We start from the raw sequence: 13,452 nt of genomic DNA, 5'->3' as shown, positions 1-13,452 counted from the left end.
GCAAAACGAAATATAATGATAAAATTATCCTCTCTTTTTTCATTGCTTGGTATAGTGCTCCTCCAGTTTGGATGTGCTAATAGTCAACCGACCCAGAAGCCGAATATCATTTTTATTCTGGTAGATGATCTGGGCTACGGCGATGTGGGTTTCAACGGATCCCAATACTATGAAACCCCAAATATAGACCAGCTGGCCAGTGAAAGTCTAATTTTTGATAAATCCTATATGTATCCGACCTGTTCTCCCTCCAGAACGGCCCTGTTTACGGGCAAACAGAGTTTCCGGACGGGGGTATATACCGTCCCAGTGCTGGAAAAAGGCGATGCGGAGGAGAATGTGTTTTCCAGATGGACCCTTTCCAGGGAGCATCCCATCTATTCTGAAGCATTGCAGGGATTGGGTTATCAGAGCATTCATTTGGGGAAATGGCATATTGTGGGGCCATATCCTCAGGCCGAATTGGCGATGGAATGGCCTATCGATCATAAGCTTAGCCAGCCCGATCCGGGGGATTTCTCCTGGGTCGCAAACCATAAGTCTGCCGAGGTCAGAGCCTATTATCCGGAGGGAAGAGGTTTTGAGAAGAATGTCGGGGGGACCTTCCGTGGGGATCCTGCTTTCGAGAAGGGTGGGTATTCCAGCGAAAATGGCGGCTACCGAGCACCATTCAGCAATCCCTTCATCGATCCAAAACCCAATGATGAATGGCTAACCGACCGCCTTACCAATGAGGCCATTAGCCATATGAAGCGGAATAAAGAGGGGCCGTTTTTTGTGAATTTACACTATTACACTGTTCATAGACCTATCAAATCCCGCAATGAGACGCTATATAAGCACTTTATGGACAAATCGGGAGACCCCGCTTCGGGGCAGGGAATGGGCAAGGGAAAGGAAACTATGGCCGCCTATGCCACGATGATCGCTTCCTTGGATGAGAATATCGGTCGTATCCTCCAGTACCTCGACGAGGAGGGTTTGAGAGAAAATACCCTCATAGTATTCAGCTCAGACAATGGCTATAACGGTGGTCAAAGCAGCAACCACGCCCTTCGAGGCGCCAAAGGAGAGATATACGAAGGCGGAGTGCGCGTGCCAACATTCTTCAACTGGCCGGGCAAAATCCAGGCGCGAAGGTCTGAAATCCCCATTCAGGTGGTAGATTATTACCCAACTTTCCTGGATGTGGCTGGCCTGGGCCCAAAAACCTCCGAGGATGGTATTTCCCTGAAGCCGATCTTTAAGGAAGAGGTGGAGCAACTGAAAGAACGCCCAATCTTCTGGCATCTCGCAAGCATCAATAAGCACGGGACCTGCTCCGCCGTATTGGTCGGGAAGTATAAATTGATACAATTTCTCAAGGATGGCCAAATAGAATTATATGATTTGGAGCAGGATCCTCTGGAAACAAAAAATATTGCAGAGACAAAAACCGAAATCCGGGAGGAACTTCTGCAAAGCCTCCTGCAATGGCGGCAGGAAAATCAAGTGCCCTTACCACCAAATTCCATCTTAGAATTTTAAAATCCGGGGCCGCCCGACTTACCCGAAGACTGGTGGTGTTACTATCCCCAAATGATTTTATATTGCCAGTCTAGGCCTCTAAAATCTGAGGGATTTGTAAATAATCGAAGGAAAATCAGCCAAGTTCATTACCCAAAAAACCTATTCGTGTCATGCATAATTTATCTCAAATAACACTTTTCCTGGCCTTGTGGGCAGGATTTATGAGTTCGCAGGGGAGGGCACAGCAGTTGTCCTCCAAGCCCAATATTATCCTGATCGTATCGGATGACCACGGCACCGATGCCTTAGGAGCCTATGGCAATCCGGTGATTCGCACTCCTCACCTTGACCAATTGGCTAAGGAGGGTACGAGGTTTACGGATGCTTACTGTACCAGCGCCAGCTGTGCTGCCAGCAGGTCGGTGATCTTGACAGGACACTATGGCCATGCTACAGGATCTTACGGTCATACGCATGATTACCATCATTTCAGCACTTATGAGGGGGTACTTTCCCTTCCTGTGGCCTTAAGCCAGCATGGGTATAAGACTGCCCGGGTGGGCAAATATCATCTTGCCCCTGAGCAGGTGTATGCTTTTGATACGGTATTGGATGCTGATGAGAGGAGTACCGTGGAGATGGCCGATCAAAGCAAAGCGGTGATAGAGGGAGAGGAGCCATTTTTCTTGTATTTCTGCCCTGGCGATCCCCATCGTGGTAGCCCCTTCAAGCCTGAGAAATGGTCTGACCCCAATAATTTTGGTAATAAACCCAATCCCTATCCCGGGGTGCAAGAGGTGAAGTATAAGGCCGAGGAGGTTTTGGTACCGGATTTTCTGCCTAATACCCAGGTCGTCAGGGAGGAGCTGGCGCAATATTACCAAAGTGTCTCCCGACTGGATCAAGGTCTGGGACGCCTGATGCAGTACCTGGATGAAGCTGGCAAGACGGAAAACACCATCATCATTTATATCTCGGACAATGGAATAGCCTTTCCCGGAGCAAAAACCACCCTTTACCAAGCAGGAATAAAATTGCCCTGCATCATCAAATATCCCGCCCAAATCGCTCCTTCTAGCCTAAGCCATTCGCCGATCTCCTGGGTGGACCTGATGCCCACCATTTTGGACCTGGCAGAAATTCCTTTCTCCCCAGAGCAATTTCATGGCCGATCCTTTCGCAATGCGATAGAGCAGCCTTCCTCTGTGTATGAAAAAGACATCTATGCCTCTCATACTTTTCATGAGATCACCATGTACTACCCCATGAGAGCGGTGATCGAAGGGGATATGAAGTTGATTTGGAACCTCGCTTACCAGTTGCCTTATCCCTTTGCCTCAGACCTATGGTGGTCTTCCAGCTGGCAGGAAAGTGAAAGAGAGCAGCAATTGAATTTTGGTCCCAGACTCAGAGAGGCCTATATCCAGCGTGCGGAATTTGAGCTGTATGACCTGAGCACTGATCCTCAGGAACTCAGGAACCTGGCAGGACAGGAAGGCTATGGCTCCACCCTCCATCGCCTAAAGGATAAACTCAGAAACTATCAGGTACAAACCAAAGACCCCTGGGTGATCATGTGGGATCATGATACCGCGGTCCAGGGAACTGGCGTAGGTTTATAAATCGAGGCATCCTCCTTCTACAGAGGCCAAAGAGCCGCAAGCTCATAATTGAGGCATGGGGGATTTAGAAAATCGGAGGACCGTGGAAGGTTTCCTCCTGGCTTCCTACTACTCATTCTCCTGGCTGCCAGGCTATATTTCTCACTTTTTTTACTGAAGACCGCCTTGGCTTATTCGCTTATTCTTTGTTACACCGTCTTACTATTTCCCCTGCACTGAGGCGGAGAAAGCAAGGCACTTTCAGCTGTACCCTTATTTTTATCTCCATAAAAGAAAACCTATAAGCTGATTACTATTAGAGAAGGATCAGGTGGCTAAAGCCTGCTGAATGTACTATGGGCTACATAATAAAAACGCTTCTCACTTTTTTTACTGAAGCCCGCCTTGGCTTATTCGCTTATTCTTTGTTATACCGTCTTACTATTTCCCCTGCACTGAGGCGGAGAAAGCAAGGCACTTTCAGCTGTACCCTTATTTTTATCTCCATAAAAGATAACCTATAAGCTGATTACTATTAGAGAAGGATTAGGTGGCTAAAGCCTGCTGAATGTACTATGGGCTACATAATAAAAACGCTTCTCACTTTTTTTACTGAAGACCGCCTTGGCTTATTCGCTTATTCATTGTTATACCGTCTTACTATTTCCCCTGCACTGAGGCGGAGAAAGCAAGGCACTTTCAGCTGTACCCTTATTTTTATCTCCATAAAAGAAAACCTATAAGCTGATTACTATNAGAGAAGGATCAGGTGGCTAAAGCCTGCTGAATGTACTATGGGCTACATAATAAAAACGCTTACAAACAACTCAGAATGGCCTTATTAGGATATTTGGTTTAGTAAACTCAAAATAAATGCTAAAATGACTCACAAATTTTACACGCTATTTTTCCTAATGCTGTTCTTAGTTGGGACAGGAATTGCGCAGCAAAGCACTACTGGCAAAAAGCCAAATATCATCTATATCCTGGCGGACGATATGGGCTATGGTGACTTGGGCTGTTATGGACAGGATAAGATTCAGACGCCCAATCTAGATGCGATGGCTGCCTCGGGAATGAAATTTACCGACCATTACTCCGGCCAAACGGTCTGCTCCCCCTCAAGATGCTCCCTTATGACGGGCAAGCATATGGGCAATTCCTCCGTGAAGCGTAATGGGGAACTGCTGGATCCAGAGGAGGTGACGGTGGCCGAACTCCTAAAAACCGCCGGATATACCACCGCTGCCATTGGCAAATGGGGCCTGTCAAAAGGAGTGGATACCCCAAATAGCGCAAACTCACAGGGGTTTGACCATTGGTTTGGCTATGAAAATCAGGGTTTTGCTCATTTTTATTATCCTGAATATATGTACAGGAACCAAGAGAAGGTAGAATATCCTAAAAACCTCAATAGCAGGGACGAAACGGGAGCTTATATTCCCGGCAAGGGGACTTACTCCCATGATGAATTCACCAGAGAGGCTCTTTGGTTTATTGAAGAAAATAAAGAAAAGCCATTTTTTCTGTATCTGCCTTATACCATTCCTCATGCAGAGATGACGGTGCCTGAGGATTCTCTAGATCCCTATCTGGCGCTAGGCTGGCCCGAAAGGAAGAAGAAAGAAGGGGGTGGAGGAGGAGTCCACGGCAATGAGGGCTTTGGTAGTCAGTATCATGGCGGTTACTGCGCCCAATCGCATCCCAATGCCACCTATGCTGGAATGATGTCTAGGATGGATCGCGACATCGGAGCGATCCGCGAACTGATCAGTGAGCTGGGATTAGATGAAAATACCATCATTATGTTTGCCAGTGATAATGGCCCGGATGATTCGGGTGGAAATAACCTGGCCTTTTTTAATAGCACGGCAGGGCTGAGAGGACGTAAGCGAGATATCTATGAAGGTGGCATCCGCTCCCCATTTATAGTGCAGTGGGAAGGGCAGATTCAGCCTGGGACGGTCAGTGATTTGCCATCTGCTTTTTGGGATTTCTTACCCACAGCCTGTGATCTGGCTGGTATTGAGAGCCCCAGAGATACGGATGGCCTAAGCTTATTACCGACTTTCCTCGGAGAGGAGTCCAAGCAGACCAAGCATGATTACCTCTATTGGGAATGGGAGAATATGCAGGCCATCCGCGTAGATAAATGGAAACTTCTCTATCTCAATCCAGAAAAATCAGGGGCTAGCCCCATTTATGAATTGTATGATCTGGCCACTGATCCCTTTGAAACGCAAAACCTCGCGGCCTCCAAACCCGGCTTGATCCAGGAGTTGAAGAAATACTTTGGCGAAGCCACTAAAAATCAGTGATAAATCAGGGACCAAATGAATCATACCTATATAAATCAATTTCCTAAGCTAATAAAGGGCGTACTGCTGCTGGTTTTTCTTTTGGCAGGCAGGGTTTCTTCTTATGGCCAGGAGAGGATTTCGATCAATGATGATTGGAAGTTTATGCTTGGAGACCATCCAGAGGCATTGGAGGAGGGTTTTTCGCCTGTCCACTGGCGCACGCTGGATGTGCCCCATGACTGGAGCATAGAGGGGGATTATGATAAGGATGCTCCCATGGGTGGGCGTGCGGGATACCTGCCGGCTGGGATAGGATGGTATTGGAAGCAGATCCCGGTGACCAAAGCCATGATAGGCAAGCAAGTTGCCATCGGTTTTGATGGGGTATTCATGAATAGCACCGTCTGGGTAAATGGAAAGAAACTTGGCAATAGGCCCTATGGATGGATTTCATTTTCCTATGATATAAGTCCCCTGGTGAAGCCTGATTCTACCCTGACGGTATTGGTAAAAGTGGACAATACTCCTCAGCCAGCAGCTCGGTGGTACACTGGAAGTGGTATTTATGCGAATACCTGGCTATTTCTCACCGAGGATATACATATTGTCCCCAATGAAACCTTCATCCGCACGGATGGCAATACGGTGAAAGTTCAGGCCTTGGTAAAGAATGAAGGCAGCAGGAGCGAGAAGGTAAAGGTGACCAGCCGCATCCTGAACGAAGAGGATGAAGTGGTATCCACTAGATCGCAGGATATCCAGCTTGTGGGAGGACAGACAGTGGAGATTCTGGAGGAAATGGAAGTGGCTGGCGCCAACAAATGGTCACCAGACCAGCCCTATCTTTACCGCCAGGTGATAGATCTTTCCCATGGGAATAAGGTCTATCATCGAGATACGGTGAGGTTTGGCATTAGGGAGGTGGAGTGGAAGCCTCAGACGGGGATATGGATAAATGGAGAGAATATTAAGTTACGAGGAGTCTGCAATCATCAGGACGCTGGGGCCCTGGGGGCTGCCGTGCCCGATAAGATCCTCCGATATCGCATCAGACAGTTGAAGGATATGGGTGTAAATGCCATTCGGACGGCTCATAATCCCCAGACTCCGCAGTTTTATGATATGTGCGACGAGATGGGGATGCTCGTGATGGATGAGATTTTTGATGGTTGGGAGCAGAAGGCTGATCAGGATTATGGCGCCCGTTTTTTTCAGGAGTGGTGGGAGCGAGACCTTAGCGATTGGATCAAGAGAGATCGTAATCATCCCAGCATTATCATTTATAGCCTGGGCAATGAAACGCATGGGGAGATAGCCAAGGATTTGGTGGCCAAATGCCATGCGCTAGACCCAAGCAGGCCGCTGACCTCCGGGCATTCCGAATCTCAATATATGGATGTACTAGGGGTAAATGGTGCTAGCGAAAAGAAGGGGTGGTTTGATGAGATGCCTACTGACCGGGTGTTTATTGGTACAGAGAATACCCATACCTGGCAGGTGAGGGGCTTTTATCGTACCAAAACCTGGTATAGGGATGGCTATCCCAATCAGCGTCAGCAGCCCTATGACTACCCTGATCTTACTGAGGAGGAGCTTTTTACCTATGATTGGACCGATGCAGCGGGCAAAAATCACTATAAGCAAGTCTTTAACTCCAGCTATGATAATGCCATGGTGCGGCTCAATTCCCGTCAGAGCATCGAGCTATTGCGAGATATTCCAAACTACGCGGGGACCTTCCGCTGGACGGGTCATGACTATATAGGAGAGGCTACCTATGTGCATGGGGGATGGCCTTTTAAGGCCTTTATGGGGGGAGCGATAGACCTCGCCAACTTCGAGAAGGACCTTTTTTACCTCTACCAAAGCCAGTGGACTACCGATCCTATGGTTCATATTTTGCCACATTGGACCCATCCCACCTTGGCCGAGGGCAGCCTGGTTCCTGTATGGGTTTATAGTAATTGTGATGAGGTGGAGCTGCTCCATAATGGAAAATCCCTTGGGAAGAAGTCCCCTAGCAAATCATGGGACCAGATGCAATGCCAGTGGATGGTGCCTTATCTTCCGGGTAGCTTGCAGGCGATCGGCTATAAGGAGGGCAAGGAGATGACCCGTGAAACAATTCGCACCGCAGAGGCTCCTTCACAGCTTTCCATTAGCGTGGATGGTGAAGCACTGCAAGCCAAAAAGGGGGATATTGCTCAGATCCGCATTAGTAGCAGGGATGCCAAGGGGGAATTTTATCCCTATGGTGAAAATAAAACATCCTTTGTGGTACTGGGTCCAGGGAAAATAAAGGCACTGGACAACGGCAGCCCCATCGATACCGCCAATCATGTGGAGGCCAGCAGCAGGAGTGCATTTTTTGGTCTGACTAGAGCCTATATAGAATCCACTGCCTCGGAAGGGGATATAAGTGTGGTGGCCGCTTCCATATTGGGAGAAAAACGACAGATCACTTCCAGGAAAGTTGCGATTGACGTAAAGGTGTTAGGATTGCGGGGCAAGGTGATTTCTCCAAGGATAGAGGTATATTATACCACCAATGGCAGGAATCCAAGTCAAGGAAGCTCCCGTTATCAGCAGCCATTTGAGGTGGAAAAAGGGACTACTGTCCGGGCATTGGTGACCCTGGACGGGATGCCAGTAGTACATCTTGAAGAAAGCTTCGGCACAGGAGAAGGCATGGTCTGGGACTCCAAAGCACCGGCTAAGATACTGGCAGGAGATCAGGCAGAGGACGCGAGCTATGTGCAGGCCATCGTTTCTGCGGATGGAAAAGGATATTCGGGAGAGGGCTATCTGGACTTTGGAAGGAATGCTGGGGGATATGTGGACTGGTACCAGGAAAATGATGGCAGTGCCGGTGAGTTTACCCTGGAGCTCAGGTACAGCGCCTCGCCAAAGATTCGGGACCAGTATCGTGTCAGGCTGATGGTCAATGGGATGGAGAAGAATCTGCTTCTGCCAGCCACCGCCAACTACCGCACCGACTGGGCGGTGGAGAAAATAACCGTGCAGCTCGGTGCTGGTGCTAATACCATCCGATTTATTCCTATGGATGATGATGGTTTTGCCATCGATCAGCTGAAGGTCAATTGATAAAAGAAAAAACCCTTTAATAGCAAATAATGAAAAAATTAACATTAATCTGGATCGTGCTTATAGTGGGCATGATGGGCTGCTCCTCTTCACCGAAGCAGGAGGAGGCGCCGAGGAAGCCTAATATTTTATGGATATTTGTGGAGGACCTTTCCCCCTTTATGGGCTGCTATGGAGACACCATCAATGCGGGCCATACGCCGATAATTGATGGCTTAGCAGCCAATGGGGTGCTTTATGAGCGGGCTTATGCTTCTGCACCCGTCTGCTCAGCCAGCCGATCTGCTATCATCACCGGCCGGATGCAGAGCAGCCTAGGTCTGCATAATCACCGATCCAGTCGTGCGGATGAAGGCATAGTGGTTCCCGATAGCCTGAAAATAAAATTGCCGCAGGCCCTAAAGACCATCCCGGAACTGATGCGAGATGCGGGCTACTTTACCTTCAATAGCGGCAAGGATGATTATAACTTTCACTATGATCGAAGGGCTCTTTACACGGTGGGGACCGATCCAAGCTATAAAGTAGGGATGAATGGCTGGCAGGGTAATACCGCTGAGCATACCTTGTCTATCACTGAGGATACCTGGAACGCCCGAACTGAAAAGGACCAACCTTGGTTTGGGCAGATAGAATTAATGGGAGGCAAGGCTGGAAATAAACATGTTCGAAAAGGGGAACTGTTGGCTGATGATGCAGTGCCTTTGCCTCCCTATTTTCCTGAAGTGGCCTCACAGCAGGAGGCCTGGACCAATCATTATAATGCCAATCGGGGCACAGACGCTAGGGTGGAGGCCATCCTACAGCAGTTGGAAGCCGATGACGAACTCGCAAATACCATCATTTACTTTTTCTCCGATCATGGCAGCAATACCTCCCTTCGTCATAAGCAGTTCTGCTATGAGGGGGGAATGCAGGTGCCATTGATCATCAGTGGAGACCATCCGCAGATAGCAAAGGGAAGCAGAAATACCGACTTGGTATCGCTACTTGATGTGGCCGCCACTACCTTGGCCATGGGCGGGGTGACCTTGCCGGATTATCTGGATGGACAGTCCCTGTTTGGCGAGGAGTATCAGGCGAGAGACTATGTGATCGGGGCCAGAGACCGGTGTGATTTTACCATAGATCGGATCAGAACGGTACGCTCTGATAAATACCGATACATCAGAAATTATTTCCCGGAAAGAACCATGATGCAGCCCGGCTATAGGGACAATAAACCCATCGTGAAGGATATGAAGATCCTACATGAGAGGGGAGAATTGACGGCTTATCAGGAAGAATTTTGGTTTGGCCAGCGGCCAAAGGAAGAGCTCTATTTACTATCTGAGGATCCCCATGAAATCAATAATCTGGCCGAAAATCCTGAGTACCAAAAGATACTCGAGGAGCATAGAAATGTGCTGGAAAACTGGGTGAAGGACACCGATGATCAGGGACAATACCCCGAAGATGCCGGCCAACTGAAGGCGGTATATGAGTTGTGGAAAGACAGACCGCAGTTCAAAGGCCAGGATGTAAACCCTGAATACCATCAATTTATGAGTAATTAAGAAACCTGCGGATTTCTAAAAGTCTGTTTATATAGTGCCAAAAAAGAAAAAATTATGAAATACCTACTGAGCCTTTATTTGCTAGTAAGCTGCTTAGCATGCAGCCAAGCCAGTGAAACAAGCAAGCCTAATATTATCATTCTATTCATCGATGACTATGGATGGTCCGATGTGGGGTATAGGAATAGTCACTTTCAGACTCCAAACCTAAACCAGCTAAAGGCCGAGGGGATGGAGTTTACGCGCGCCTATGTACCCACTCCCACTTGCAGTCCTAGCCGAGCTTCCTTACTGACGGGCAAGGAGGCGATCAGACTGGAAATGCCTCGGCATATCCCCAACGAAAATCCTGATGGCTCAAACACCTCCAAATACAGCTATTGGGAGACCGACCCCTCCCAGACTCCTTCCATCAACTGGCTGCCTCTGGAGGAAGTTACTTATGCCGAAAGCCTCCGTGATGGTGGGTATTCCAATTATTTAATAGGCAAATGGCACCTGGGACATGAGCCATTTCATCCGATTCACCAAGGATTTTTGGAGCAATATGGTACCAGTAATTTTGGACATCCCAAAAGCTATTATCCCCCTTATTTCAAAAATTCATCCGTGCTGGTCGATGCTCCTGAGGATAGTTATCTGACGGATATCCTTACGGATAAGGCGGTGGACTTTCTGGAGAATTATGATCAGGAGAAGCCCTTTCAATTGTCATTTTGGTACTATAATGTCCATGGACCTCATGAGGGCCCCAAGGAGCTGCTACAGAAGTACCTGGATCAGGGATTACCAAAAGCAGAGGCCAATTATGCCGCCATGGTGGAGGCGATGGATGCCTCCGTCGGCCGTATCAGGCAGGCGGTGGAGCAAAATGGCCTTGCCGATAATACCGTGATTTTACTGATATCCGATCAGGGAGGATTGTTTTCCAATGCTCCCCTGTCAGGCGGCAAACGTGGCGGAGATACCTTGGGAGAAGGAGGGGCTAGGGTGCCTTTTATCGCTTGGTACCCCCAGATGATCAAGGCTGGAGCGGTCTATGATGAACCTATACAGACCATAGATGTATATCCTACGCTGATGGAGCTCGCAGGAATCAAAGGAAAACCTGCCTCCCAATACAATGGCATCAGCCTGCTGCCGGCCATGAAGGGAGGAGTTCTTCCCGAAAGGAACCTGTTCTTCTACAGAGCCTACGAAGACCAATATGCCGCTATCATCCGTGGACCATGGAAGCTGAAAAAGTATAGATCAGGAAAAATGGAGCTTTATAATATCGAAGAAGACATCAGTGAGCAGACTGATCTGATGGAAAGTAATAGGGAGATGGCCACCTCATTAGGGGAGGCTTTGTCAGCCTGGGAAGCCGATGCGGTACCTTTTAACCAATAATTTATGTGGATTAACAAAATAATAGCCTGTCCCGCACTGATGATGAGCCTGGTAGCTGGACTCAGCACATTTTCCTGCAGCTCCCCAGAGGAGAAGGTGAAGGAGGACCGTCCAAATATCATTTGGCTCATGGCCGAGGATATCAGTACGGATCTGGAATGCTACGGGACTGCTGGCGTACAGACTCCCAATTTAAACTGGCTGGCAGAGCATGGGGTGAAATTTGAAAATGCCTACGTGACCAATTCGATTTGTTCACCGAGCAGGTCGGCCATGATGGTGGGCGTGCATCAAAACCAAACCAATACCCAACATCATCGAAGTAATCGCAATATTCCATTGGACAGCAGCTTTAAGCCTTTTACCTATTGGCTGCGGGAGGCTGGATATACCACCATTCTCGGGCATCATGGCGTGATGGATCAGGGGCGGAAGATTGATGTGAACTTTAAGCATGAGGCGATCGGACCTTGGGATGGGGAATCGCAGTTTGGAATCTTTGACCAATACGACTCACTTCAGGTATCTGCCCAGCCATTCTTTGCCCAGATACAGCTGAAGGCTACCCATCGTGGCGACTGGTGGGATGAGGTGCGTGAGCAATCTTCAGACCCCGTGGATCCTGATGAGGTGGTTTTGCCTCCTTATATGGCGGATGACCCTGTGATTCGATTGGATTGGGCTAAGTACCTGGACCAAATGGAATTTATCGATGCTGAGGTGGGGATGATCCGCAGGGAATTGGAGGAGAAAGGTATGGCGGATAATACCATAATCATTTTTATCGGAGATAATGGCCGCTGCAATATACGGGGTAAAGGATACCTATTTGAGGCAGGAGTGCATATCCCGCTGATCATCTATGATCCTCGGGTCAAGCAGCAAAAAGTGAATCAGCAGCTGGTCAGCGCCACCGATATTACCGCCACGGTCCTGGACTATGCCGGTATTAGCCTCCCTGATTACCTTAGCGGCCAGCCTATATTTAGAGAGGATTTTGATCGTGCACAGGTGTATTCCTCCAGGGATCTTTGGGATGAGGTGATGGAGAAGTCCAGGGCTATAAGCTCCGGCAAATGGAAGTACATCAGAAATGACAAGCCTGAGGTTCCTTATGATGCAGGGCAGGCCTATTTAGAGTTTTATCGTCCGGCAGTACATATCATGAGAAGCCTCAAAACTGAAGGACAGCTCAGCGCCGGACAAGGGGTGTTCTTTGCAGAGTCCAAGCCTCCGGAAGAATTATATGACCTCGAAAATGATCCTTTCGAAATGAATAATCTGGCCTTGATGCCCGATTATCAAGCGGTAAAGGAGAAGATGCGGCAGGAATTAAAGACTTTGGAAACGCAATACCAATCCAATGACACCACCTTGGAGATAGAACATCCCGGGGCGGTGGACGTCCTGGCATGGATCAAAGCGTCAGAGCCAGAGGTCTATGCCCGAATGCAAGCCGGTGAGGAAGTAGGCTTTAAGAAATATACCAGTCTCTATAAAGCTCAGAAAAGGAAAGAAATGAAATAGCGAGGTGACTATTGATGAGATGGATTCTTCCCAAATTCATATCTGTGGGGCGATTTTTTCTGACACTTATCCTAGATTCATTTTTTTACCTTTCGCCCCAAAAACTAGGGCAGCGCTTATTATAAATGCCAGTAATCAAGGGCAGGGAAAGCGCTTTTAGATGATGAAAGCCCCCGTCAACAGGTAGGTAATTGATAGTTTATAATAGGGGTATCAGGTGAGAAATAGGAGGGGGTTATACTTTTTGCCCAAAATAGTTCCTTTGAGTTTGGGCCAAAATCACATGTTCCTCATTGGTAGTATTAGATTGGTTTCACAAATTATTCGAAAGAAAGATCATTCAGCGTTGAAGGATTTGTTCCTAACTGCTTAAATAACTGGACTGGTTTTGTTGCCTAAACTAGGAACAAAATGATCGAAGAACTAATCAAAAATGTCCGACTCTCATCAAGTGGTCGCAAG

General features: G+C 48.1%; 7 protein-coding genes. All 7 read left to right on the top strand.

Going from position 1 to position 13,452, the window contains the following annotated elements; translation table 11 throughout:
* Positions 1 to 15 precede the first annotated feature (15 nt).
* The 7 genes from B050_RS0119780 to B050_RS0119750 all read left to right on the top strand — a co-directional run bounded on the left by B050_RS0119780 (position 16) and on the right by B050_RS0119750 (position 12,990).
* Positions 16 to 1,527 (top strand): sulfatase, encoded by a 1,512-nt coding sequence (locus tag B050_RS0119780; RefSeq protein ID WP_018475696.1) that lies wholly within the window; start codon positions 16 to 18, stop codon positions 1,525 to 1,527.
* 152 nt (positions 1,528 to 1,679) lie between these two features.
* Complete coding sequence (locus tag B050_RS0119775) at positions 1,680 to 3,131, top strand: sulfatase family protein (protein WP_018475695.1); 1,452 nt, start codon at positions 1,680 to 1,682, stop codon at positions 3,129 to 3,131.
* A gap of 860 nt (positions 3,132 to 3,991) precedes the next feature.
* On the top strand, positions 3,992 to 5,428 hold the full coding sequence (locus B050_RS0119770) for an arylsulfatase (RefSeq protein ID WP_157492912.1): 1,437 nt from the start codon (positions 3,992 to 3,994) through the stop codon (positions 5,426 to 5,428).
* 15 nt (positions 5,429 to 5,443) lie between these two features.
* Positions 5,444 to 8,515: a glycoside hydrolase family 2 TIM barrel-domain containing protein gene (locus B050_RS0119765; protein ID WP_018475693.1), complete on the top strand. Its 3,072-nt coding sequence runs from the start codon at positions 5,444 to 5,446 to the stop codon at positions 8,513 to 8,515.
* Between the two features lie 29 nt (positions 8,516 to 8,544).
* On the top strand, positions 8,545 to 10,071 hold the full coding sequence (locus tag B050_RS0119760; RefSeq protein WP_018475692.1) for a sulfatase family protein: 1,527 nt from the start codon (positions 8,545 to 8,547) through the stop codon (positions 10,069 to 10,071).
* 54 nt (positions 10,072 to 10,125) lie between these two features.
* Positions 10,126 to 11,463 (top strand): sulfatase, encoded by a 1,338-nt coding sequence (locus tag B050_RS0119755; RefSeq protein WP_018475691.1) that lies wholly within the window; start codon positions 10,126 to 10,128, stop codon positions 11,461 to 11,463.
* Between the two features lie 3 nt (positions 11,464 to 11,466).
* Entirely contained in the window at positions 11,467 to 12,990 is a 1,524-nt protein-coding gene (locus B050_RS0119750) for a sulfatase family protein (protein ID WP_229802482.1), read from the top strand.
* Positions 12,991 to 13,452: the final 462 nt, after the last annotated feature.

The sequence above is a fragment of the Echinicola pacifica DSM 19836 genome, from assembly GCF_000373245.1.
GTDB classification, from domain to species: Bacteria; Bacteroidota; Bacteroidia; order Cytophagales; family Cyclobacteriaceae; genus Echinicola; species Echinicola pacifica.
The sequence above is the reverse complement of the archived record's forward strand: the minus strand, read 5'-3'. Positions and strand labels throughout refer to the sequence as shown.

Excerpts from the sequence above, each read along its gene's own strand:
- B050_RS0119780 (WP_018475696.1), top strand. The coding sequence starts at position 16 with ATGATAAAATTATCCTCTCTTTTTTCATTGCTTGGTATAGTGCTCCTC.
- B050_RS0119775 (WP_018475695.1), top strand. The coding sequence starts at position 1,680 with ATGCATAATTTATCTCAAATAACACTTTTCCTGGCCTTGTGGGCAGGA.
- B050_RS0119770 (WP_157492912.1), top strand. The coding sequence starts at position 3,992 with ATGACTCACAAATTTTACACGCTATTTTTCCTAATGCTGTTCTTAGTT.
- B050_RS0119765 (WP_018475693.1), top strand. The coding sequence starts at position 5,444 with ATGAATCATACCTATATAAATCAATTTCCTAAGCTAATAAAGGGCGTA.
- B050_RS0119760 (WP_018475692.1), top strand. The coding sequence starts at position 8,545 with ATGAAAAAATTAACATTAATCTGGATCGTGCTTATAGTGGGCATGATG.
- B050_RS0119755 (WP_018475691.1), top strand. The coding sequence starts at position 10,126 with ATGAAATACCTACTGAGCCTTTATTTGCTAGTAAGCTGCTTAGCATGC.
- B050_RS0119750 (WP_229802482.1), top strand. The coding sequence starts at position 11,467 with ATGTGGATTAACAAAATAATAGCCTGTCCCGCACTGATGATGAGCCTG.